Origin of the sequence: Candidatus Sulfotelmatobacter sp. (genome assembly GCA_036500765.1) — a bacterium.
In the GTDB taxonomy this organism is placed as follows: Bacteria; Acidobacteriota; Terriglobia; order Terriglobales; family Acidobacteriaceae; genus Sulfotelmatobacter.
Genome location: DASYBM010000004.1, coordinates 768,341 through 792,983 on the forward strand (window position 1 = coordinate 768,341; position 24,643 = coordinate 792,983).

General features: G+C 58.2%; 20 protein-coding genes. 11 read left to right on the forward strand and 9 right to left on the reverse strand.

The genetic code is table 11. The annotated features are described in order from the left end of the window. Positions 1-166: 166 nt before the first annotated feature. Together mqnE and VGM18_06275 are read right to left on the reverse strand one after the other, a co-directional pair. A complete protein-coding gene (gene mqnE / locus VGM18_06270; protein ID HEY3972590.1) occupies positions 167-1,321 on the reverse strand; it encodes an aminofutalosine synthase MqnE in 1,155 nt (384 codons plus the stop codon). Between the two features lie 153 nt (positions 1,322-1,474). Next, positions 1,475-1,816 carry a helix-hairpin-helix domain-containing protein gene (locus VGM18_06275; protein ID HEY3972591.1) on the reverse strand — a complete coding sequence of 114 codons (342 nt, stop codon included), beginning with the start codon at positions 1,814-1,816 and terminating at the stop codon, positions 1,475-1,477. 128 nt (positions 1,817-1,944) lie between these two features. On the opposite strand from VGM18_06275, the gene VGM18_06280 reads away from it, so the two are divergent. Further along, entirely contained in the window at positions 1,945-2,802 is an 858-nt protein-coding gene (locus VGM18_06280; GenBank protein HEY3972592.1) for a hypothetical protein, read from the forward strand. Between the two features lie 94 nt (positions 2,803-2,896). Here the strand turns inward: VGM18_06280 and VGM18_06285 are convergent, their stop codons facing one another. From VGM18_06285 to VGM18_06300, 4 genes are all read right to left on the reverse strand, one after another. After that, positions 2,897-4,183, reverse strand: a complete 1,287-nt coding sequence (locus VGM18_06285; protein ID HEY3972593.1) for a phosphatase PAP2 family protein — start codon at positions 4,181-4,183, stop codon at positions 2,897-2,899. A gap of 187 nt (positions 4,184-4,370) precedes the next feature. Beyond that, a complete protein-coding gene (locus tag VGM18_06290) occupies positions 4,371-5,333 on the reverse strand; it encodes a tetratricopeptide repeat protein (protein ID HEY3972594.1) in 963 nt (320 codons plus the stop codon). A gap of 79 nt (positions 5,334-5,412) precedes the next feature. Beyond that, a complete protein-coding gene (locus tag VGM18_06295; GenBank protein ID HEY3972595.1) occupies positions 5,413-6,279 on the reverse strand; it encodes a UbiA-like polyprenyltransferase in 867 nt (288 codons plus the stop codon). A 153-nt stretch (positions 6,280-6,432) separates the two neighbouring features. Further along, entirely contained in the window at positions 6,433-7,086 is a 654-nt protein-coding gene (locus VGM18_06300; protein ID HEY3972596.1) for a protein-L-isoaspartate(D-aspartate) O-methyltransferase, read from the reverse strand. 132 nt (positions 7,087-7,218) lie between these two features. Between VGM18_06300 and VGM18_06305 the strand changes: the two genes are divergently transcribed. Beyond that, complete coding sequence (locus VGM18_06305) at positions 7,219-8,742, forward strand: choice-of-anchor tandem repeat GloVer-containing protein (protein HEY3972597.1); 1,524 nt, start codon at positions 7,219-7,221, stop codon at positions 8,740-8,742. Positions 8,743-8,792: 50 nt separating this feature from the next. Here VGM18_06305 and VGM18_06310 read toward each other — a convergent pair whose 3' ends face one another. From VGM18_06310 to VGM18_06320, 3 genes are read right to left on the reverse strand one after another with little or no spacing between them, the layout of a single operon-like run. Then, on the reverse strand, positions 8,793-12,953 hold the full coding sequence (locus tag VGM18_06310; protein ID HEY3972598.1) for a translocation/assembly module TamB domain-containing protein: 4,161 nt from the start codon (positions 12,951-12,953) through the stop codon (positions 8,793-8,795). After that, positions 12,950-13,714 carry a hypothetical protein gene (locus tag VGM18_06315; protein HEY3972599.1) on the reverse strand — a complete coding sequence of 255 codons (765 nt, stop codon included), beginning with the start codon at positions 13,712-13,714 and terminating at the stop codon, positions 12,950-12,952. Before VGM18_06315 ends, VGM18_06310 begins: the two co-directional genes overlap by 4 nt. Beyond that, on the reverse strand, positions 13,714-16,836 hold the full coding sequence (locus VGM18_06320; GenBank protein ID HEY3972600.1) for a POTRA domain-containing protein: 3,123 nt from the start codon (positions 16,834-16,836) through the stop codon (positions 13,714-13,716). Before VGM18_06320 ends, VGM18_06315 begins: the two co-directional genes overlap by 1 nt. Positions 16,837-16,875: 39 nt before the next feature. Here VGM18_06320 and VGM18_06325 point away from each other — a divergent pair, with 39 nt between their 5' ends. From VGM18_06325 to VGM18_06365, 9 genes are all read left to right on the forward strand, one after another. Continuing rightward, entirely contained in the window at positions 16,876-16,998 is a 123-nt protein-coding gene (locus tag VGM18_06325; GenBank protein ID HEY3972601.1) for a hypothetical protein, read from the forward strand. 66 nt (positions 16,999-17,064) lie between these two features. Next, the gene (locus VGM18_06330) at positions 17,065-18,216 is read left to right on the forward strand and encodes a ThiF family adenylyltransferase (protein ID HEY3972602.1); all 1,152 of its coding nucleotides are present in this window, start codon (positions 17,065-17,067) and stop codon (positions 18,214-18,216) included. Between the two features lie 455 nt (positions 18,217-18,671). Next, a complete protein-coding gene (locus tag VGM18_06335; GenBank protein ID HEY3972603.1) occupies positions 18,672-19,304 on the forward strand; it encodes a sigma-70 family RNA polymerase sigma factor in 633 nt (210 codons plus the stop codon). Positions 19,305-19,512: 208 nt separating this feature from the next. Beyond that, positions 19,513-20,154, forward strand: a complete 642-nt coding sequence (locus tag VGM18_06340) for a hypothetical protein (protein ID HEY3972604.1) — start codon at positions 19,513-19,515, stop codon at positions 20,152-20,154. A 73-nt stretch (positions 20,155-20,227) separates the two neighbouring features. After that, complete coding sequence (locus VGM18_06345; GenBank protein HEY3972605.1) at positions 20,228-21,115, forward strand: DUF4097 family beta strand repeat-containing protein; 888 nt, start codon at positions 20,228-20,230, stop codon at positions 21,113-21,115. A gap of 65 nt (positions 21,116-21,180) precedes the next feature. After that, positions 21,181-21,834: a shikimate kinase gene (locus tag VGM18_06350; protein ID HEY3972606.1), complete on the forward strand. Its 654-nt coding sequence runs from the start codon at positions 21,181-21,183 to the stop codon at positions 21,832-21,834. Further along, positions 21,831-22,601 carry a hypothetical protein gene (locus tag VGM18_06355; GenBank protein HEY3972607.1) on the forward strand — a complete coding sequence of 257 codons (771 nt, stop codon included), beginning with the start codon at positions 21,831-21,833 and terminating at the stop codon, positions 22,599-22,601. Before VGM18_06350 ends, VGM18_06355 begins: the two co-directional genes overlap by 4 nt. A gap of 47 nt (positions 22,602-22,648) precedes the next feature. Continuing rightward, positions 22,649-23,737 (forward strand): AI-2E family transporter, encoded by a 1,089-nt coding sequence (locus VGM18_06360; protein ID HEY3972608.1) that lies wholly within the window; start codon positions 22,649-22,651, stop codon positions 23,735-23,737. A gap of 124 nt (positions 23,738-23,861) precedes the next feature. After that, a complete protein-coding gene (locus VGM18_06365) occupies positions 23,862-24,599 on the forward strand; it encodes a tetratricopeptide repeat protein (protein ID HEY3972609.1) in 738 nt (245 codons plus the stop codon). Positions 24,600-24,643 lie beyond the last annotated feature (44 nt).

The window sequence follows — 24,643 nt, forward strand, 5'->3', positions numbered from 1 at the left end:
CTCCTTAATTGTCGTCTGGCCTGGGCTTCCTAACGCTGGGTTAAGACTTTGAGATTACGCTCGAACGAAGGGTCAGCACCGAGCACGGGCAGGAGATGGCAGCGGAGCCATCGGCATATTAGGTCGCCCAATTGTGGAAGGTCAAGATGCAGATTCTTGCATAGCCTCAGACAGCGACCGTAACCGACGTCTCCGTCCGCGTGACCGGCCGATAGAGCGTGTCGCGCTCGATGGGTTCGCGGCCGGCGGCGCGGATCAGGCGCTGCAATTCTTCGCGGCGCATGCCTTGCGGCGTGGTCGCGCCGGCGTCGTGATAGATCTTTTCTTCGATCACGGTGCCGTCCATGTCATCGGCGCCGAAACGCAGAGATATCTGCGCCATCTTCGCCGTCACCATCTGCCAGTACGATTTAATGTGCGGGAAGTTGTCGAGGACCAGGCGGCTGACCGCGATCTGCTTGATATCGAGCATGCCGGTGGTTTTCGGCAAATGCTGCAACGGTGTGTTGTCAGGATGGAACGCCAGCGGAATAAATGTCTGGAAGCCGCCGGTTTCGTCCTGCAAGACGCGCAGCTTCATCAGATGATCGACACGGTCTTCGTCGTTTTCGACATGCCCGTAGAGCATGGTCGCATTCGACTTTAAACCGATCTGATGCGCTAGCTTGGCGGTCTCGAGCCATTCGCTGCCGTCGATTTTGTGGTCGCAAATTATGTGGCGCACGCGATCGGCAAAAATTTCGGCTCCGCCTCCGGGCAGCGAATCCACTCCGGCGGCTTTCAGTTGTTCCAGCGTCTCGCGTATCGACAACTTCGCCCGCCTCGACAAATATGCCACCTCGACCATGGTAAAGGCCTTCAAATGCACCTGAGGAAAACGCTGCTTTAGTCCGGAGCAGAGATCGAGAAAGTATTGAAACGGCAGGTCGGGATGTAGTCCGCCGACGATATGAAACTCTGTGACGGCCTCGGTGTAGCCGGAAGCGGCGGTTTCGAAAGCTTCGTCCAGCGCCATGGTGTAAGCGCCGGGCGTATCTTTCTTGCGGCCAAAGGCGCATAGCCGACACGCCGCCACACAAACATTCGTAGGATTGATATGGCGATTAACGTTGAAATAGGTCTTGTCGCCGTGCATGCGCTCGCGCACCGCATTGGCCATCCAGCCCACGGCGAGAATGTCGCCGGTGCGATAAAGCGCAAGAGCATCGTCCACGTCAAGACGTTCGCGCGCCTGAACTTTATCGTGAATCGGCCGGAGCCGCGCGTCGTCAGTTTGGAAGGCGTGGGGCTGAAAAGCGTGCGATGGGCGTGGGGCAGACATCAACTTGATGATATCGCAGGACGAGGCGGTCTGCCATTGCGAAGGCGACGGGCGATGCACCTGGCTTCCGCACCGGAGCCGTTATGCGGGAGCCTCCGCACATTCAGGATGACACGGCTGTGCTAATCTCACCAATCACCAAATGTAACGGGGCTAGCGGGTGACGGTTACGCGGTCCTGAATCTGCCCATATTCGTCTTCCGACAGCACGTGCCGTGTCACAAGTTGGCGAGTGTTTGCGTAAGGACGCTCGGCGAGAATGCGATCCGCACGTGGCGAGGTGATGCCCGGCAGCGAGGTCAAATCGTCTTTGGAAGCTTTATTGAGGTCGACGACTTTCTTGTTGCTTAGCCCCTCTTTAACCCCCTCGGCCACAGCCTTGGTATCGCGCTTGAGACTCGCGGTTTCTTCGGCAGTCTTTTCACGGAGTTGATCGGGTGATTGATTGGGCGAACAAGCCGCGCAAGCCGCGAGCAACAAACTAAGCAGTGCCATAGGGATGGATCGGAGGGACATGTCATTCCGATGCTATAAAGCGCCTGACGGTTGGCGATGTCCAGATTAGCGCCCACCACCTGCCCGAAAATTGCATCTACCAATAGACGCCACCAAGGAGACGGTTGATGAAAAGAATAACTATTGCGACAGCAATCATGGCAGCGGCAGTGGCGAGCGGAGCCTTGCTGGCACAAAGCTCAGGTGATCCTGGTACTCCCGCGCAGACACCGCAGACTCAAGCCACTCCTCCGTCTGAGGAACAACCACAGCAGCAGCCTGCGGCACGACCAGCCGCTCCGTCGTCCACGAATCAAGCGCAGCCCTCGGGCAGCCCGCGCATCGCCCCGGGAAGCGTGATCCCGGTGCAGCTGACGAAAACCATCGACGCGAAGAAGGCGAAGCCCGGCGACGAGGTTGTGGCTAAGGTCACCATGGACTTGAAAACCACCAGCGGTGAGGTGGTCGTGCCCAAAGACACGAAAGTCGTCGGACACGTCACCGAGGCGCAGGCTCGCAGCAAGGAGCAGAAAGAATCTCAATTGGCCATCGCCTTTGATCACGCAGCTTTGAAAACCGGCGATATGAATTTGCCGATGTCGATTCAGGCCGTCATTGCTCCTCCCAGCAACAACACGAACACCGGCGGAGCTAACGCAGCCGGGACCGACCAGGGCGGAGCCCCCAGTGCTGCCGGTGGAACCACGTCGCCTACGGGCGGGGGACGCGGCTCCATGGGAACTTCCGGGCAGACCCAGCCTCCAGCCGCGCCTACTAATTCCGAGCCTACTGCCGGAAGCGAGGGTCAACAGCAATCCAGCAACGCGCGCCCGCAAATCACCGGCAATACCAAGGGCGTAGTTGGAATTTCCAATTTGACGCTTAGCGACGGCCAAAATGCGACGCAAGGGTCGGTCTTGAGTTCGGATAAAAACAACGTCAAGGTGGAGAGCGGCACCATGCTGCTACTCAAGGTGAATCAGTAGAAACCAATCCAGTGCGGAGACGCGAAGCCAACACGTCTGCGCATATCGAGTTATGACAATATTGGCCGAACCTACCGACCGGACTTGAGAAGCGTTAGGCCGTCACTCCGGCAGCGGCGCCCCGAGAGCGCACTGGCAGTTCTTCGGTTCCGGCTTCGATCAAGCGATTCCACAGCAAGATCGATGGGCCCACGGTGGCGAGAATCATTGCCCACGGCAGCACCGGCGAAATCCAGAACAGCCTGGTGCTGAAGCTCAGCAGAGCCAGCCAGATTAATGTCACAAAGGCGCCGAATAGAAATCCGCTCCGCCGCGGGCTGCCGCGGAACGGCAGTGAGTAAGAGCACAGGGCCTGCACCATCAGAGAAAACGGGAACGCGACCACCAGATCGATGAAGTAATGTTCTCCCGTACCTAATGTCGCCATCACGGTGAGGATTACGAACACCAACGCAATCGCCCGTATCCAGCGCGCCAGTCCCTTTGAGTTCCACCACACCAGCAGAACCCAGGCCATATGCAGTGAAGGAATGGCATTGCGCGCTCCTTTGATCAGAACAGGGACGACGTTCATGCCCATCGCTTCTGCAATGGATGGTGGGTGAAAGGGAAACGCCGCGCCAAAGAGGTGCACCGGGCCGCAGGCTGGCAGCATGTTATAGAAAAGAACCCCTAGTGGACCCGTGACCAGAAACGCCAGCATCACCGCCAGCGCATTCTGCCTCTTACAGCGCAGATGCGCCGCGTACACCAAAGCCAAAGGCAGCGGAAGCGCGATATAGATCACGAGGCACACGAATCGAACCCACAGCCAGGTCCAGAAGAATTGCCCCATCAGGAAACTGAACTGCACCCGCAAGCTGCAATCAAACGAGTACAGGAACAGGTCGAACGCCTTCGGATGGAGCTTCTCCGTGACATCAAGAAGGGTGCTTGCCATGTATTCTGACCCGACAAAAAGAACCGAGGGAAGAAATCCGTAGACCAGAAGTTTCCGCTCATCCCCTTCCGCCCAAATCGTGTGCGTACCCAAGACCGCCAAGGCGGCCATGCCCACGAAAGAAAAACCAGCCATAAATGCGGGCCGGAATCCCATGACCCGATAATCGAGCACGGCCAGAAACAGACTGCCGATCAGCACCCACAGCAGATCGAACCAAGAGCGCCGAATCATCCCCAAAACAATCAGGGCGCCGGCCAAGGCCAGCGACAGAAAGGCCGAGGTCATCGAATCTTCATAAAAATCGCGATTGAGAGAAAGGGCGAGAATTATCCCAAACAGCAGCACGGTCAGGCTCACCTTGAGAGCAAGCTTGCGGTCGACCATGTCGCTCTTCGATGGGATCGGCTTATTGCGCACGAGCGGACGCGAGCGCACCATCGAATATTACTTCAAACAAATGGCTCGCACTTAAGAGTTTAGGGTGCCAAAGGAGAATAGGGCAACCCAGCTTACCGCAGCCGGGTTACAACGGTAATCCCTGGCAACGGCACGCGAATACGTTCCTTCGATCCGTCCGAATCTGCCTTCCGGGTCGCGGCCGCTCCGGATCTAACCTCCACCGCATCTAGCCTCCGCTGTTTAGTTTCTTCGTCGCCAGCGGCCGCGCAAACGCGTTCGCGGGATTGTGAGCATATGCCTCGAGAACTTTCTGGTAATAGGTCTTCGCCTGGGCGGCGTCTCCCAACTTCTCATAGGCCTCGCCCAGCAACGCCAGCGTCGCGGGATCATGCTGGTCGGCTTTCTGTAATTCGGCAATGGCAGTCTTATAGTCTCCGGTGTAAAACGCGACGTAGCCCGTGAGATAGGGATAGAACCTCATCTGGTCGGGGTTGTTGGCTTTGTCGAGAGCGTCCTTGGCGGCGGCGACGTGCTGCCGCGCTTCGTCGGCTTTTCCTCGGCGCGCGGCAATCCGCGCCTGCGCATTTTCCCAGCGGAACAGCCAAAGATTCTTGTCCGCGTCGTTCAGGTCGGATTTGTGCGCGATGGTGTTGTAGGCCATCTTGTACCACTTCTCGGCGTGGTCGGGGTCGCCTGCTTCCAGATAAATGCGGCCCAGTTCGTTGCAAAGCTCGGCTGCACCCACAGAATCATTCTTCGCCAGCCGAGCGTTGAGAACCTGCGTCTCGAATCCCGCGGCCTTGAATGTGTCGCCCTCGAAAGCGTACGAGATGGCCATTGCACGCAACGCCTGCGGCTTGGAATCGGCGGGCGCAACTTCGATGGCCTTGGCCAAGTGCTCGCGCGCGTCGCTGTAGTTTCCTTTCAGGTCGAGAGCTATACCCGAGGATAGGTGTGCTTCGTAGAGGTCCGGCGACTTGTCGAGCGCGCGGCCGTAGAGAGCGAGAGCGTCATCAAGCTTGCCCTCGCGCTCCAGTTTATCGCCCTGCTGCACCAGATCCTGCGGACTGCCAGGGGCGAGCGGCTGCTTTTCGGCAGGCTGTTGGGCAATGCTAAAGGCAGCAAGCAGACAAAAGACGGCGGCTGCGCGCAATACAATATTTCCGATCACGAAACCGTTTTTAAGCATGGAGTCCTCCAAAAGGGCGCAAAGATTATGCCACGGGATGCGGAACGATGTAAGAGCACCGGGCGCGGGAGCCGCCCACCTACCTCCGCAGCAGCACATCGGCCGCGACGAACACAAAGAACAAAACCGAGATCACGCCGTTCATGGTGAAGAATGCGGCATTGAGTTTCGACAAGTCATTGGGCCGAACCAAGGAGTGCTCGTAGAGGAGGAGGAGAATTACTGCCAGCACTCCACAGGCCGCCAACTTTCCCATTCCAAACACGATCAGCAGCGCCACGAGCAGGCCGATCATTACCAGGTGAAAACCGCGGGCGATCCACAGCGAAGACGAAATACCAAGATATCGCGGAATGGAGTGCAGTCCCGCCCGGCGATCGAACTCAAAATCCTGGCAGGCATAGAGCACATCGAAACCTGCGACCCAGAAAGTTACGGCAGCCGTCAGCAGCAAGATGCCCGGATCGAGCGAACCCCGTACAGCGATCCATGCTGCCGCAGGAGCGATCCCAAGTGCGAATCCCAATACCAGATGCGACCACCGCGTCATTCGCTTGGTGTAGGAATAAAGCAGCAGCACGGCCAGAGCAACTGGGGACAGCAACAATGTTAGCCGATTCAGCTGCGACGCAGCCAGAACAAATATGGCGCTGGCAACAACTACGAAGGTGATGACAAATGTAGAGGTAAGATGTCCGGCCGGCAAAGCGCGCGTACTGGTGCGCGGGTTGGCAGCGTCGATGGCGGCATCGGCCCAGCGGTTGAATGCCATCGCCGCGGAGCGCGCCGCGACCATCGCGACGACAATCCACAGCAGTTGGTGCGCGGAAGGAAATCCTCCGGCGGCGAGCACGGCCCCGCATAGCGCAAACGGAAGCGCAAACACGGAGTGCTCCCATTTGATCATCTCCAGCGTAACGCGCAGGTTGTGCAGGACCGGCACCAGTTGATTCTAAATCAGGTCTTTGGTCTTCGGTCGTCGTCGGTCTTCGGTCGTCGGCTTAGAACCAAGGCTTCATGAATCACGTTCGGAATGTCGCTGACGGCCACCAACTGTCCCGAAAGGCCGAGGACCGACGACCGACGACCCGACAAAGACCTAAGACCCTTCCGAGACCAGTGGCACAAAGCGGCACAAATCGCGCAGTGTGATTCGCGGCACGCCGTTTTCCAAGCGGACTAACTGTAGCTGCTGCGAATCCGACGTCCCTACGGGGATGATCATGCGGGCGCCTTCTGCGAGTTGCGCGACCAGGGCCGGCGGGACTTCCTTAGCAGCGGCAGAAACGATGATGGCGTTGTAGGGCGCAGCCTCCGCGTATCCCTGGCTGCCGTCGCCGATTATTACTTTCACGTTGGCGTAGCCCATGCGGGCGAGCAGTTCTCTTGCCGCATCCGCCAACACCGCGTGGCGCTCCACCGAAAAAACTTGTGCCGTAAGTTCTGCGAGCAATGCTGTCACGTAGCCCGATCCGGTGCCGATCTCAAGAACCCGGTCGGCAGGAGAGAGAGCCAAAGCTTCCAGCATGGTCGCGACGATGTACGGCTGGGAGATGGTCTGCCCCTCGCCAATGGGTAAAGGATGATCTTCATGCGCTTGGTTGCGATAGTGCTCTGGAGCGAACTCGTGGCGCGGCACACGCGACATGGCATCGAGCACCCGCTGGTCGCTCACACCGCGCGCCCGCAGTTGAGAGTCGACCATCTGTTGGCGCGAGGCCGCGAAGGAAGAAGTGTCGCTGGAGAAAGTCATTAGCTTGAAAACTCTTTACGTAAGCCGGCCGAACTCCGTGTATACTTTTTCCGCCTGTCCCCCAAAGGCCAGCCTGAACCTCTGGGCTGCGGGCCCTTCACGTTTTCCACTTCCATTCCAGAGGGCATCTCAATGACACGCCGAAGCGCCGCGTACGTCTATAGTCTAGTGGCTGTAGCTATTCTGATTCTGGCAATCAGCGCAACGCCAGCCGCTGCACAGGCTTTCAGTACCCTACACAATTTCTGCACCGTCACCAACTGCACTGACGGCTACTATTCCTCCTCGGGCCTGATTCAGGGCACGGACGGGAACTACTACGGCACAGCCTACTACGGCGGCGACTTCGGCGCAGGTTCGGTCTACAACATCACGGCCGACGGCGACTTAACCACCTTCTACAGCTTTTGCGGCCAAGCCAATTGCGCCGATGGATACCATCCCTGGCCAGCCCTGGTCTTGGGCAGCGATGGCAGGTTCTACGGGACCACCACCGACGGCGGCGCCAATGGCAACGGCACGATCTTCAGCCTGACCGGCGACGGCACTCTGACCACGCTCTACAACTTCTGCTCGCAGGCCAATTGCGCCGACGGATACTACTCCGGGGGAGCACTGCTCCAAGGCACAGACGGAAATTACTACGGACTGAATTCGTTCGGAGGACTCAACGGCGCAGGGACGATCTTCCGCATTACTCCGTCAGGCACTTACACGACGCTTCACACTTTCTGCTCGCAAACCAACTGCCCCGACGGCATCTACCCCCGTGGCGCGCTGGTGCAGGGCGCAAACGGAAACTTCTACGGCGTCACGAGTGGCGACGGCGGCTACACATCGTACGGCACTGTCTTTAGCATCACTCCATCGGATACGTTCACGATTCTCCACACCTTCTGCTCTCAAGGTGGTGTTTGCAAGGATGGCTTCGATCCCTGGGGAGGTCTTGCCCAAGGCAACGACGGCAACTTGTACGGAACCACGGAAGATGGGGGAACCGAATACTGTGAACGCCGACTGAACCACTCCGGACCCGGTTGTGGCACAGTCTTTAAAATCACCCCAGGCGGCAGGCTAACCACGATCCTCGCCCTCCCCGGCCCGAAGGCTGGCGAGAATCCCACAGCCCAGCTGATCCTGGCAAGCGACGGGAAATTCTACGGCGCTACTATGTACGGCGGGACGCACACCAACGTCGGCTGTGCTCCTGCCGGTTGCGGCACGCTCTTCTCTATCACCTCTGATGGCGCGCTCAGGACCGTTCACAACTTCCGCGGTTACTTGGATGACGGCTACATTTCAGCCCAGTTGCTGCAAGGCACGGACGGAAACTTCTATGGCAGCACCATTTACGGCGGCACCATCGGCTACTGCGAATTCGGTTGCGGCACGGTCTTCAGCCTGTCCCAGGGCCTAAGCCCGTTCGTGAAGCCGATTCCCCCCTCAACGCGCGTCGGGACCAGTGTCATAATCCTGGGCAACAATCTCACCGGCTCCAGCAGCGTCACCTTCAACGGCACCGCGGCTATTTTCACGGTGGTATCAAATACCGAAATCACGGCAACGGTCCCATCGGGCGCCAGCACGGGCGAAATTCAAGTGGTCACTCCGACCGGAACTCTCACCAGTAACGTTTCCTTTGGAGTCACGAACTAAAAGCGTTCGCAGAGACGCAATCCCGGATGGGGACGGAAGGCAAAAGCACGTTATTTCTTTCGCTGCCGCACGCGCACATCGAAGCTGACCACACCGTTTTGATCGCGCGTGCCCACGATCGAAACATTGCGATTTACATAGTATTCACCCTGAATAATCTGCTCTGTACTCTGGGAAACGTTCGTGCTGTAGGTGAGGGTAACGTTATTGGCGAACTGTTGTTCAATGGTGACCTGCGGGCCGCGGGCGGTGGGATTGGTTTCCGTGGTCAGGCCCTGCGGATCAATCTTGATCCGGCTCACTCCGAAGAGCTTCTGCATGCGGCTGCTCATCGTCGAGTTGATGGCCTGATTGATGATCAAATTGGTGGCCTCGTCGGTGAACATGCCTCCTCCCGACTCCTGCTGCAACTGCTGAGACTCTTCGCTCGTGCGCCCCAGCGCCAGCAGCGCGATGATGTCCGACTTGGGCAGCGGCGGTTCGGAACGGTAGTTCACGTTCAAGCGATCCGGCGTTCCCGTGACGGTAACGTCAAGATCGTAGTTGCGCACGTGCGTCGTTGCTTGCAGATTGAGCTGGGGCTCGATCGCCACGGGATTCGCAAACGTGATATCGCCCCGCTCCAGCCGGAATTTGATGCCGTTGAACGTGGCATCGCCTTCCAGAATGTCGGCCCGGCCGAGCACGCTGGGACGCGCCACTGACCCACGCAGCCGAAGATCGGCGTCGCCCGAAAGTCGCGCAACGGCGGTCTTCATTTGTAACTCAGGCGCCGTCCGGACGGCAACGTCCAACTTGACGTTGTACAGCGGTGAATTGGCTGGAGCAATCGCCACCGCCTGACGGCTGCGTTCAAGATATGAGCCAAAATCAAAGCCAGGCGTCACTGCCAGCTTGGTGACCAGCACGTCCCCGGAAACCGTAGACGACGAGCGGTTCCCAACCCAGTGCAATTCCGCGGTCGCCGTGGAACTCACCCCTGGCGGATAGCGAAGCCTCACTTCTCGCCCGATTGCCGAGAGGTTGAAATTGAGCTGCCCGTTGTAGGTGTTAGCGTCGCCCTTCAGGTCGAGCGTGCCGCCGCCGGTGCGCGCCGTCAGTTGGTCGATATGCACGGTTTCGCGGGTGAAGGTGAGCGAGCCATTCATCTCGCTCAGGCCGCTGGGCAAGCCGGCATAGTTGGCGCTGCCATTCTTGATGTCCACGCGGCCTTGCGGCAACGGTTCGCTGAGCGTCCCCCCTACCGTCATGTGGACCTCAGTAAGCCCGGAGGTGGTGAGATCGGGAACAAGACTGCTCAAAGGCTTAAGGTCAAATTGTCCGTCGGCCGCCAGATCGAGTTCCCGTGCTCCGGCAAAGTGGATGGAGCCGTGCCCCACCACGTCGGTTCCCTCCCCTACAAAGTGCGCCGTTTCGATGTGTGCGGTCTGGTTGGCATACGTGAATCGTATAGGCCCCTGATTATGCAGTTTGGCGTGCTCCACATCCAAGGCCACATCACTCGCATTGCCCTCTAGCTTCCAGCGCTGGGGATAACGCAGCGGACCGGTCATGGTGATGGTGCCGGCAACGGCCGAGTGGCCCGTAAGTTGGCCGCCCAGGTAGGCTCGCCAGAGCGCATCCAGATCGACATGATCGGTGCGTACCGAAATGTTCGCGGGATAATCTCCACGCATTGCGACCGTACCATCCAGCGCGAGCGAGCCCTTGGAAAATTCCGAGCGCCCAGTCAATCGCATTTCGGCGCCCTTGGTCACGGCTTCGAAATCCAGCCCACCCTGAAGTTCGTGATCGAGCGCCAGACCGCGCAAATGGACGGCGGCGCTGATCTCGGGGTTCTCGAGTGTTCCCGACCCCTGGAGAGTGAAGTCAGCATGGCCCTCCACGGGCAGGCGGTCGAGACGGATCTGGCGAATTCGCGCGAGCTCGAAATTCTTTCCACCCAGGTCAAACCGGAAACCCTGCGTTGCCGGCGAATAGGCAGCGCTGCCGGAAATCTGAACCCCCTGGTAGGTGAGGAGAACATTGTTGAGAGAGTTCTCGCCGCCGGAAATTCGAACATCGGCGTCGAACTTTTCGATGGATTCTCCGTAGATGCTGGCATTGGCGGCGTGGATGTATCCTTGCGCCTGAGGATGCGCCCGTGTTCCCGCGATCTGCAGAGAAGCATCGGCGGTGCCCGTAACCGGGTATTCGAATCCGGCAAAAGCCGCGGTGGAGGCAACATCCACATGCTGAAGGGTCACGTGCGCCCGCAAGGGAGTGTTCGCGGTGAATTCGCCATTTTGCAGAAGGGCGTTGACATCGAAATATGCGCTGGTGTCCCCACGGCGCAGACTCCCTTCCCGCAGTGAAAGGTCGTGTGAGGAGAATTGAATATCGACGGAAAGAGAATCCCAATGCACCACCTGCTCCGGCGTGCGCGCGGTCGCAGGGACGGTGAATTCGAAATCGTGCGCGACCAGGGTTCCGGCCAGAGTCTGCGCTGAGAACGTGCCTCCAGCGACGCCGTTGAACGTGGCATTGCCATCCACGCGGAAGGGCAGATTGGCTGGCCCTCCCAGCGCCGTCACTACCGGCCGCCATTCTTCCAGGTTGGTGGTCGAAGCGGAAATGTGCAGGGTGGAAGGTTGGGCGAGTATTCCGGATGCTTGAACTCGCGATGCGGGCGTGGTCAGAATGAACTGCGCCAGTTCAAGGGAATCGTTTCCGGCTCGATATTTTCCCTGAATGTGCGCGGTTACAGGTAGTTCGCCGGCAGATGGATGCAGCGGCGGACTCACTTCGAGCGCAAGACCGACCTCAGCATCCCTATACGATCCCTTCCAGGAAACGTCCACGGTTCCCGAGGCCAATCCTGCCGGGTGAAAATGATTGAGTTTATGCCGAGGCTCATCCAACGCCAGCTTCAGCTCTCCAGCGGAAACGTCGCGCAGGCGAAGCCGCACCGCGCCGATCTGCACGCCCGGCAGTTTCGCCTTCTCGCCCTTCTTTACAGCCGGCCGAGCAGCCGAAATCACCGGGAAATTTTCGCCGCCTTTCTTAGCCTTGTAGACTGTGGGCGGCAGTATGCTGTGCAGCCAGTTGTCTACCTGCGCGTCACCCGCGAAACTTCCCGCGAATATCTTGCCCTGCAATTTCGATAACTTGATCTGAGCATCGGTGACGGAATAGTCCGCAGTGACGCCGGCCTTCTCGAGCGCAATCTGATTGTCCTGAAAACTTAGGTCGCGCAGCCTCACCGCTCCTGAGGTCGTGAACTCATTCGTTGTATTCGCGGTCCGTTCGTTGAATGCCCAGCGACCGCTGCCCCTGAACTCGGCGACGCCTTCACGCAGATCGTGGCGGCGGGCAATGGCGGATGCTTCCGCCAGGTCGAGGCAAACATCGTAGCTTATGTCGACGTGAGGCTCACGGAAATCGCTGATGCGTCCGCTGGCTTGCACCGAGGAGCGCGCGGAGTTCCACTTCAATGATTTGATGTCAACAAAGGTCGGACCCAGGCTGAAGTCCATGGTCGTGCTCCAGGCAAAGGGGCGGAAATCCTGGAACGTGCTGTCCACCTTGCCAATCGAGAGATGGCTCTCGTAGCGACTGCGCAGGAAGGAATAGTCCATCTCTGAGGCAGCGTCATGGACCGAGAAATCCAAGGGAACCTTCCGATCGGCCCAGAGCAATTCGCCGTTGCGCAGGGTGAGATGATCAATCGACAGCGCGAACAACTGCTCAACGGGAGTTTTCTTTGAAGTGTCCTGGGAAGTGTCCTGCAAAGTCGGATGGGAAGTATCGCGCGACACTTTGCGTCCGGGGATATTCGTTGTGCCGTCCGGAGCAATGGCAACGTGAACTATTGGGTGATCGAGAACGACCGAGTAGAAACCGAACTCGGTGCGCAGAAACGAAATCACCTTTACCTGCGCCAGCAAGCGATCGGCATGAGCGAGCGGAACATCCGTTGGAGGCTCCGTTCCATGAACCGTGATGTTGCGGACTTCGACTCGCAGCCGGAACGGGACAACGTGGAAGCTACCGATCTCGGCGCGGCCTCCTGTAATGCGCTCCACTTCGGAAACCATGCGTCGGCGCACATAGGACTGAAAGGAATCAGTCGTGACGTACCACAGAAGGGCCAGGACTCCGATGACGCCCACGACGGCGGCGATCAGGAGATATTTCCACCAGCGACGCGGCCTGGCGGCAGGCTCATTCACCTCGTCTGCACCCCATCCTGGGGCTCCGACGCGCCCGGGACGCTGACTTTACTCTCCGATCGCAATGAGTGTAGCCAGGAAACCATCATTTCGTTTACTTTCTCCTGGGTCAGCAACTCCCGGATCTTCGCCGAGACGTCGGCCAACGGAACGTCGCTCGCGCCGGATTGCTTTAATTGCGGCACAAATTTCTCCCGATAATAGGCTTCGATACTTTTGGAATCAATCTGCACGGCGGGTCGAAGGTGGGCGTCCACTAACCGCATGAGATCGATCTGCTGCTGCACATGCGCCACCAGGTCCTGCTCGGCCAGCCGAAACCGCGCTAACACCGACTGCCAGCCTTCTTCTGTCGCCGCTTCCGGATATTGCTTTCGGGCTTCGGCAAGACGCGCCGCCGCTTCTGCTCCCGTAGCATGCTGGAAGTAGGCCGACTTCATCTGTTCAGCCAGCAATTCCTGATCGATCAGGCGATCCAGGACGCCACGCCGGTCGTCGTCAGTGAACTGGTCGAGCGTGCGCCCATTGAGCAGCGCCTCGTAGCACAGCGCTTCGTCCCAATCGCTTTGCAGAATAATGTGTCCGTTCACGGTGGCAACGATGCGGTCAATGACTTCGACTTCGCCGGCCTGAACCGCCGGGACAGCGAAGACGCCGGCGCGCCCATCTGCCGCGCACAAACTGAGCACGCACCAGCTGAGCGCGCACCCGAACGCGACCAAGCCAATCGTCTTCGATTTCCTTCTACGTGCTCTATTCATCAGAATGGCTGGCCTATGCTGAAAAATACGTTGAAGTGCCGCAGGTGCTGCGACGCGATTGTGGTTACCGGAGGCCCGGTGCTCGGCGTGGTCGTGAACGCCTGGAAATAACGGGTCGGATTCAGACTGTACCCGAAATCAAAACGCAAGGGACCGATCGGTGTCTTGTAGCGTACTCCCAACCCTACGGCGTGTGAAGTGTAATCATATCCTGAATTATCGAATTGGGTAATGCACTGAGTGTCCGTTGTACTACTGGGCAGGCATAGATTGGGATCGGGCTGGTGCCAGCGCAGCAATCCTTTCAACATGTCGTGCGGCGCTGTAAAAACGTTCCCCATATCGTGAAAGATGGCGAATCCGAATCCTTCCCCCAGCAAAGGCAGCGAGACGGGAGGAAGACGGAGCTCCATGTTGTTGACGAACTGCGCCGTACCCCCAACCGGGAAGCCGGAATTTGGATCGCGAGGTCCTGCCTGATTTAACCCGAATCCGCGATGCGAGTTGCCGCCACCGGCAAAGAATTGCTCAGGCAACGGAATCAGCGAAATCCCCTCGCACACGGATTCGTTGGTGTTGGGATTTGTGGGACACGCCCCCGGCGGCCGGACGACGGTTCCGTGAAATGGCTGCTGCAGGCCGAGGCTGGTGGAACGGGCAAACACAAACTGATGTCCGGGCTTGCCCTTTCCCAGAACGTAGTACGTGGAGTGCTGGGCCAGTGCGCGGCCAAAATCGGCTTCCGAGGCGAAGTAGCTGGATGAAACAAAAGCATCGAGCGTGAAATAGTCTCCTTTGGTGCTTTCCAGTGGATTATCCCGCCTGTCGTGAATAAACGTGAATCCCGGGCCACCCACGCGCGCCGGGAGGGAGAGAATCGAAATTTCACCAGCGGAGAATCCGTCGGCAAAGTGGTAGGCCTTGACTAGCCGGAAGTCCATTCGATAGGTCAGCGAGTTGGGTCCGGGGCGAGTCCCAGGCTCGACCCCGGAGTTGCCAAACTGTTGCCGCAAGTCGATCTTCCCCTCGAGGCGCTCCGACGTGAACGTGGCCACGTCCAGGCTATTGTCGTAGAAAATTGTGTAAGTCAGCTTGAACTTGTCGTTGTCCAACAGCTTCGGAACGGCGTAGCTGATCAGCCCGCGCTGTTGCAGTCGGCCCACATGGGACTGGAAGGTCAGAGTCTGGTCTCGCCCGCCGAGGTTCAGACGCGTCACGTCAAATTCAACTCTAGGACTCACGCCGCCCGTGCCCGCGCGCTGGCCGGTCTGGAACTCCAAACCAGCGCCATAGGTGAACGTGTACCGCTGGGCTTCCTGTAACTGGACCAGAACATTTTTCTCCGGATCGGTACCCTCCGGATTCTGCACCGCTGTGTCCACCTGGCTGAAAATGCCCAGATCGTAGAGCCGGGTCTGGGTGTTGAGCAGATCCTGCTGGCTAAGCGGATCTCTCGGTTTTACCTGCAATTCGCGCTGCACCACATAGTCGCGGGTGTGTTCGGTTCCCGCCACCATCACCTTATTCACCGTGAAGCGCTCGCCCTCCTGGATGGTATAGGTAACGTCTTCGCGATTGGCCTCTTGCTCCGAGGGCTTGGTCGTGACCTCCAGCGAGGCATTGGGAAACCCGTGATCGAAGTAGTAGGTGAGGATTCTCTCCCGGTCGTTCGCCAGATCCTGCTCCGAATAAGGCTGCCCCGCCTGCGTACTCAATTCAGGCAGCGCGCTGGGGGCGACCTTGTCCGTACCCAGCACATGCACCTCGCCGACCCGGGTGCGAACTCCTTCATCAATTTGAATGTGAACGGCCAGCCGGTTGGGCCCGTGATACTCGTCTTCCACTTTGGTTTCGATCTTGACCTGTCGGAATCCGCTTGACCGATAAAGGCCTTCCAGCGTGGCGACGTCGTTCTTCAGCAAAGTTTCGCTATACCGCCCGTGATTGTCGAGGCGGGTCGCCGCCTGAATCTGCAAATACGAACGCAGCTTTGCCGAATCCATGAAATCCTTATTGCCTTTGATCTCCACCAGTACCAGTTTGTGCACCGGACCGGGGTCGATCTGGTAAATCACCTTCAAGGTCTTCGCATCGCTTACTTTCTTAATTTCGACTTTGGCGTCGAAGTGGCCGCGCGTCTGAAGGTAGTCCAGCAAATTCCGCTTGCCCTCGTTCAGCAGGTCATCGTCCACGGCGTTCTCTTCATAGACGGGGATCTGCCGCTTCAGGGTGCTTTTGCTGACGGGATAGCCGAGGGCAAAAATTACGACCACCGGCCCGGGATCGATCTGAAAGGTAAAGTCCACCGCATTGCTCGCGGGGTGATACAACTGCTGGGCAATCGAAACCTGCGCCAATGCACGTTTCTGCTTCTGAAATCTCTTGCGCAGTCGTTGCAGGGAGCCGGTCACGCGGGCCAATGTGATTTGGTCTCCACGACTGAAGTGCGCGATATTTTGAATATCCGCCGATGACAAACCCGACGAGCCTGTCACTTTCACGTCACCAACATGCGCCTGCTCACCCCGCGTAATGTGGAATAGCACGTCCACCTGCTGTGTGGGGGCCGCCGAGATGCTCTCGGCGGTAACTCGCGCCCGGTAGTAGCCGCCCTCCTGCATGAGTTGGCGGATGTTTTCGAGCGCGCGATCCAGTTTCTCCTGGGTATAAAGTTCGCCAAGTTGCAGCTTCGAAGCGTTGACAATCTGGTTTGGCGTCGGTCGCGTGGGAGCGCCTTCCACGTTGACCGCCCCAATAAAAAAGTTCGGCGAGGTGGCGAAAGTTAATCTGACGCCATTCCCAGACGGCGCGATTTCCGCTTGGATGTCGGCGAATCGGCCAGTACCGTAGAGCACCCGAATGCTGTCGCGGATGTGCCCTCGATCCAGCGGCGCTCCAGCTTTCTGCGGCACTAGTTTCAGGATGTGTTCTCGATCCGGCTCCGCTACTCCGGGAATCTCGATCGATTGCACGATTTTGCCCTCGTAGGCGCCGGCCACGGACTGTGTTGCCGGCGCACGCTTGGCCTCCGATGAGTTCGCCTGGCTTTCTGTCCCGGACGCGAGGACCGCCGGCCACAGCAGGATCATCGCGGTCAGAAGTGTCGCGTACCGTTTCAGCAAACAGGTGTCCTTGGATTTAGGTGCTACGACTCGACGCTCATGACCTCGATGCTCATGACCTGGACGCTCATGACCTGGACGCTCAATGACTTCGATGGAATGGGCGCGTCTGTCGTTGTACGAACTGCGATACCAGTTCTTCAGCTCAAGCTTTCCGGCTAATCCGGCATTGAAATCGTTCGGCGCTATGTCGCGCACCTATAATAAAGGGTACGCCGCCCCGGACCGATGATCTCTTTGGCACAGCAACCCAAACCCGCCCAAGCAATCGCGAATTCGCAGCCGGATTCCAAAGTCGAACAACGTGACGAACGTTATTCACGGCAGATTTTATTCCGCGGCATCGGGGCCCAAGGCCAGCGCAAACTGGCAGCCGCACGGGTGGCGATCGTAGGATGTGGCGCTACGGGCTCCGCTCTGGCCGTACTGCTGGCACGGGCCGGAGTCGGCACTCTGCGTGTCATCGATCGGGATTATGTCGAGCCCAGTAACTTGCAGCGCCAGTCGCTATTCAGCGAGAAAGATGCGGCCGACTCTCTGCCCAAGGCGATTGCCGCCGCCCGCCAGATTGCCGCCTTCAATTCTCAAATCCTGGTTCAACCCAAAGTGGAAGACTTGGTTCCGGCAAATATTGAAGCATTGCTCGAAGAAATGTCGCTAGTTCTGGATGGCACCGATAATTTCGAAACTCGCTACCTGATTAACGACTTTGCCATCGATCGGTCGATTCCGTGGATTTACTCCGCGGCCGTTGGCAGCTATGGCGTAACTTTAAATGTCTTGCCTGGGCAAACGGCATGCATGGCCTGCATCTTTCCGGATTCTCCCCGCGGCATGGTCGAGACTTGCGAGACATCCGGAATCCTCAATTCGGCGGTAAATCTGGTGGCTTCGATTGCCGCGACCGAGGCGCTCAAACTGCTGGTAAGCGCGCCCAGCCCTGAGACTAAGACCGAATTGCACGAAGAGCCCCTCGCAGCATGGAAGCGTTGCGCCCTTCTGAGCCATCTCCGGCAGACGCTGCTGTCGTTCGATGTTTGGACCAATGAACACGCCGAAATCTCTGCCGCCAAGCCACGTCTTGGTTGTCGCGCCTGCGGAGAGCGCAAGCTGATTCATCTCGCCGGCGAAGGCCGTCCTCACATCACCCTTTGCGGAAGAAATTCTGTCCAAATTCATGAGCGCCAGCGCCCCATCGATTTCGCCGAAATGAACCGGCGCCTTGCGCCTCACGGCAAGGTTCGGCACAACGATTTCGTGCTGAAATTCTGGCACGACCCGTATGAAATGACTCTCTTCCCCGACGGCCGCGCCATCATCAAAGGCACCACGGACACGGCTGTAGCACGAAGTTTGTACGCGAAGTTTGTGGGAAGCTAAGAAAAACCCGTTGTCATGCTGAGCGGAGTAGGGACGAAAGCGAAAACGATTTTGCCCCGCCGCCGGCAGCTTATGTCACCCGTGGTACCACACTTTAAGACGCCCGAGAAGGCAGTAGCTTAAGAGCTAGAAGCTAGTCGCTGGCTTCTGCTACTCTTTTGTGCTCGTGATGCCGAAAGTGCTCGTCAGCCAGTGACAAAGAAATTACCGAAATATGAAGAATGCGACTCTAAATTTGGAATAGGGTTCCTAGTTAGCAAGGGCCCGGAGCTCCAAGCCTGCGCAGACAAAGGATTTCTGGCGCAAGAGCGCATGAGAACGGAATCCCAAGTTCGGTAGAAATGCTCTAATAATCAGAATACAGGCATTACCTTAGGTCCGCAGTAACGGCCCGCAAGCCATACAACGTAAAGATAGTTAGCCGCATCTGACGAGGTGCGGCCGGAAAAGGCAACTTGACCGTCCGAGACCCAAAAGAAGCGCAGCGACAGGGCAACGACTCGAACGAAGCCGAACTCATCGAGAGGGCCAAGCACGGGGATGCCGAGGCATTCCAGGCTCTTTACGACAAGCATAAGCGGCGCGTTTACTCTCTGTGTCTGCGTATGACGGCGAATACAGCCGAAGCCGAAGACTTGACCCAGGAGGCGTTCCTCCAGCTTTATCGTAAGATTGGAACGTTTCGCGGCGAATCGGCGTTTTCGACCTGGCTGCACCGGCTCTCGGTCAACGTTGTGCTGATGCAGTTGCGCAAGAAGAGCTTGCCGGTGGTTTCGCTCGAAGAAACCACGCAAAGCGGCGAAGACGATACGCCGAAGAAGGATTTCGGGGCAGAAGACCTGGCGTTGGCCGGATCCATCGACCGGCTGCAGTTACAAAAAGCAGTCGACGATCTCCCGCCCGGCTACCGCACGATTTTTGTGCTGCACGACGTTGAAGGTTACGAACATAATGAGATCGCGACGATCGTGGGTTGCTCGATCGGCAACAGCAAGTCGCAACTCCATAAAGCACGCATGAAGCTGCGGGATTTGCTCAGGATGAATCGTGCAGAAAAGGCCGCGACCCCTGAGCCACACGAAAGGTGAGACGAGAGTTCGCGAATGAGAGTTCGCGAATGAAAGTTCGACGAGTCAGAAGAGTGAAAGTCAGTCGCGTAAACAGGCTACACGAGTAGAGTGATCTGGCGCAGACCGGACACAGCCGCATCCTTAGGTAGAGGCGTAACAAGCGAATAGGAATCAGCGTTACACTATTCAGCCAAAGGCTGGTTCGAAAAGGCTTGGGGAGAGCAGTATGAATTGCGTTGAGTTGCAAGCGAGTCTGGCGGAGAGCGAAGACGCGCGTAGTGCGGACCAGCGGGCTCATCTGAAAACTTGCCCGGACTGCTCGTCTCTGGTCGCCGAGTTATATCTGATTGCTGCGACGGCTGTCGAACTACGCGGCGCTCAGGATCCTAGCCCTCGAGTGTGGAATTCTATTGAAATCGCATTGCGGCAGGAGGGACTGATTCGCCCTGCGCGGTCAAATCGCTCTCTGCTGCCTTCCTTGGGTAGCCGATGGACATGGGCGCAATGGATGGTTCCTGTGGCCGCGCTTTTGCTGGTCACTGTGGGCATCTACCTTCGGCAGCACTCCCCGATTCCCGAATTGAACGTACATGAATTGAAGAACGATCAGCCAATGGTCGCGCCCGTTTCCGATCTGGCGATTGCGGGCTTAAACGACGACGACCTTTTACAGGAAGTCGCTCAACTATCGCCCGACATCCAGGCACAATACACCGACAATCTCCGGCACGTGAACGAGTATATTCGCGACGCCAAAAGCGTCGTAGCCGACAATCCCAACGACGACGAAGCTCGCCGCTCGCTGTTGGACGCATATCAGCAAAAGGCCATGCTTTTCGATCTGGCGATGGATCGGTCTTTGCCGTGACCCCAGGCTTCGCGATCTGCGAACCTGGCCGGCACGACTCTGGGCGGTGCGCAGATCGACTCGAGGGAGACTTATGAGCGGGCGCATTATCGAAGTTGTAGCTGTCGCCGCGATGCTGGCCGGATCGCTGGCTTCCCAGACCCACATCACTCCGACGAACCCCGCTGCCACTCATAAGGATTATCGCTTCAATGTCCAGCCGATGGCCCGAGTCTCGGTCAACAATCCTTATGGCTCGATCTCGGTCAAGCCCTCGACCGGCAATGTGGTAGTGATCAGCGCTGCGCTCGCTTCCGATAAAGTCGAGGTCGACAACAACCTGGTCGGCAATCACGTGGATGTCCGGTCCCACCTGCTGCCGGGCGCAGATGCCCAGTCGGGACGTGTGGACTACGAAATCCAGGTACCCGCCGACGCCGGCATTACGCTGCATTCCACCACCGGCCCGCTGCGCGCCGAAAGACTTCACGGGGATGTGACTCTGGAAGGCGCAGCCGCCACCGTCGAGATTCGCGACATCGTGGGCGGACATGTACACGTGAAAACCCTCAACGGCCCGGTTACCCTTACCAACGTGCAGGACGGCCACATCGAAATCGACTCTTTGAGTGGCGAGGTCACACTCAATGGCGTCACCGGCCCCCTGGTGCAGGTGATTTCGACCAGCGGCAACATCAATTACATTGGCGATTTCGGCGACGGCGGCGACTATCGCTTCACCAGCCACAGCGGCGATATCGAAGCCACCGTACCGGATTCCACCTCGGCCGACGTAAGCGCACGCTCCGTTCGCGGCGAGGTCCACGATGACATTCCTCTCCAACCCAAGGCCCACACCTGGTTCGTCATTAAAGAGGGAAGTGCCTTCTGGGGTACCATCGGTCGAGCCGCTGTGTCATCGACCGTGGTGTTGCGCAGCTTCAATGGTAAAATCCACCTCAGAAAACGCACCGGAAAATAAAACACCAGCTTCTAGCTTCTAGCCCAAACCACGGCGGCTGGCTTCTGGGAGCTAGCGGCTCACTCTTGAAGAAGCGTTTCGGCCAAACCGTGCCTGCGAAGCGACGGAAGAGTATTCAGCCGAAACGGCCGATTGCGCTGCCGGCCAGGGTTCCGGGGAATTCAGTTTTCCTGGTGGGCTTCATGGGGGCTGGGAAAAGCAGCATAGGCCGCGCCCTCGGGCAGCGGCTGAATTGGATCTTTGAGGATCTTGACGACCGCATCGAGACCTGCGAAGGGCGTACCGTGGCGGAGATTTTTCGGAGCTCCGGCGAGCCCGGGTTCCGGCAAGCGGAACACGCCGCGCTCCAGCAGGCGTTGCGGGAACTAGATGGCGGCGGCGCGAGAATCGTAGCCCTCGGTGGCGGGGCCTTTGCGCAGAAAGAAAATGCCGCGCTGCTGAAGGCCTCAGGCGTGCCCACTGTTTTTCTGGTGGCCCCGGTCGAGGAGTTATGGCGGCGCTGTTGCACCCAGGCGAGTGAACTTGCAGTTGAACGTCCGTTGCTCCGAAGTCTAGAGCAGTTTCAAGAACTCTACGAGACCCGTCGCAAAGACTACATGAAGGCTTCGGTGAAGGTTCAAACCGGGAATCGATCCGTGGACGCAATCGTAGACGAGATCGCGGAGACGCTGGGCCTGAAAGCAATCGCGCTACGCACCGAAGAAGGAGAAGTCGAGTGAAGCTTGACAATGCAGTGCGGCGCGCCGCAATCATCACATTGGCATTCACTGCCTTCGCCTCTGCACACGCGATTGGCAAGGCAGACAAAGATAAAAAGGATAAGGTCAAGGCGTCCGCCAATCAAACCGTCGACTCCGGCTCGTTCGGCATATTCGTCAACGGCAAGCGCGTTGCCACCGAGAGTTTCAAAATCGAACAACAAAATGGCAGCAGCATTATCAAATCACAACTTAAAGGAATGGACGCCGAAGATTCCTCGAGCCAGAAATCAGATCTGGAAATCACCTCCAGCGGCGAACTGCTCAGGTATGAGTGGAGCCAGTCGTCCGGAGGCTCCATAACCGTTTTTCCGGAGAACGATTTTCTAAAGGAGCGGATTTTCACTTCAGCTGCCGCCAAACCTGCGGAGCAGGCATTCCTATTGCCCGGCACCTCTCCCATCCTCGACAATAACTTTTTCATTCAACGCGAAGTGTTGGCCTGGAAATACCTCGCGATTGCCCCCTGCAAAGACGAGAGCGGCCATCGCCATTGCGAACCCGCAGACTTCGGTACGCTTGTGCCCCAGGACCGCACTTCGATGAGCGTCCGCGTCGAACTCGTGGGAAAAGGAAAAGTCACAATCCGCGGCGCTGAGCGCGAACTGCTGCGCCTGAACCTCCATGGCGATCAGTTCGATTGGGCCCTGTGGGTAGACGAGAATGATCATTTCAAGCTGATGCGTGTGGCGATCCCTGCCGATAACACCGTAGTAGACCGGGACTAGCGCGGTGCCAGCCCGGCGGCGGAATCGAGATCGCCCTGGAACATTTATTGCTGCTGACTGACTCACGTACGGCGCGGGCCATTGTCACGGTGCTGCTGTTCGCGCTGGGGCTGGGCTTCCTCTACGTAGCTCGCGACACTCTCATCGCCTTCCTGTTCGCGATCTTCTTCGCCTATCTGATGAGTCCACTGGTCGGCCGCCTGGAGACCGTGCTGCGCGGGCGTGACCGGGCCATCGCCGTGCTCTACGCTTTGCTCCTCGTCCTGGTGGTGCTGTTTTTCGTTGTCGTGGGTCCGAAGGTGACACGCGAAGGCGCACACTTGGGACAATCACTACCCACTCTGCTGGGCCAACTGAGTTCTGGTCAAATCGCCGAGCAACTCGGCAAAGAGCACGGCTGGAATCAAAAAAGCACCGAAATGGTGCAATCGTTCCTGGTGAGCCACAAGGATGAGATCACGCAAATCGCGCAGCGTGTCGGATTGCGTGTAGCCGATGTCGCCAAGCAGGCGTGGCTGTTCTTAGTCGTACCGCTGTTGTCGATCTTCTTCCTGAGAGATGGCCGCTCTTTCAGCGACTTCCTGCTCTCTACCATCAGCTCCCGCCCGCAGCGCGAGTTTCTGGAGAATGTGCTGAACGATCTCAACCGCATGCTGGCGCATTTCATCCGCGCTCAACTCACCCTGGCCGCGCTCACACTGGTCATGTACTCCGCCTTTCTTGGCATCATGCGCGTTCCCTATGCTCTCGTACTGGGCACGATCGGCGGTGTGTTGGAGTTCGTTCCCGTGGTCGGTCCGCTGGCGGGAGCCCTCATCATTGTGGGCGTGGCGCTGCTGAACAGCTACCCCCACTGGCTCATCCTGATCATTTTTCTCGGCGCCTGGCGACTGGTGCAGGATTACGTCTCTTCCCCCCACATCATGGGCGAAAGCATGGAACTGCATCCCCTTGCCGCCATCTTCGGCGTCATGGCCGGAGGTGAAGTCGCCGGCATCCTCGGCATTTATCTCTCGATTCCCGTGATGGCCAGCCTGCGCATCGTATTCCGCCGCTGGCGCCTGTACGCCGAAAAGAAAAAGTTCGGCCCGCTTACCGAGATTCCCTTCCGAAGCCAGGAAACTCACCGGCAGTAGTTGGAGGAAGGGACGCTCGCCCTCTGCGTTTGGTATCACCCTGAGATCATCGAACTCCTGAACCTCGCCTTTCGCCTCGTCACAAAATCGGCCCCGCGCTCCCCATGCTATAGTGCGGTTTCCCATGGGATCGTTCCTCTTCTTTGCGTTTTCTTGGTGGGCCATCGTGTTGCGCGTTGTGGCCATTGTCCACTTCATTCGGCGGCGGCCGGATTGGTTTTGGATATGGGTCATCCTGTTTCACTGGGTGGGGGCGCTGGTTTACATCGTCGTAGAAGTGATTCCCGACGCGGGGTTGCTGCGATCGTCGTTTCAGGTTTTTCCGCGGCGAAGGAGGATTCAGGAGCTGGAGCGAACGATCCTCGATAATCCTTCGGCGGGAAATTACGAAGAGCTAGGGCAGTTATATCTCGACGACGGAAACTACATCCGCGCCCGCGCCGCCTATGACAATGCGATTTCATCGCGGACAGACCACGCCGATCCGTTCTACCGCCGCGGCGTAGCGGAAATCGAACTGGGGGACTTCGCGGCCGCCGTGCCGGACCTGGAGCGGGCGATCAGGGCCGATCCGGATTACGACTTCCATCGCGGCAAGGGCCTGCTGGCTTGGGCCTACGCGCAGACTGACCAGCCTGAAAAGGCAGACGCCATGTTTCGCGAGGCCACGCGCATCTCGACGATTTCGGAAACTTACTACTACTACGCGTTATTCCTCCAGTCGCAAGGACGCGTCGCCGAAGCCCGCCAATGGTCGCAAAAGATTCTCGACAAGAAGCCAACCATGCCCGGATATCTGCGGCGGCGCGAGCGGCCGTGGTTCCGCAAGGCGAGTTCCCTGCTCTCACGGCTACCAGCCTAGACGGCGGAGGAAAGAGAACACGTGGCCCCGGGCGCATTCGCCCG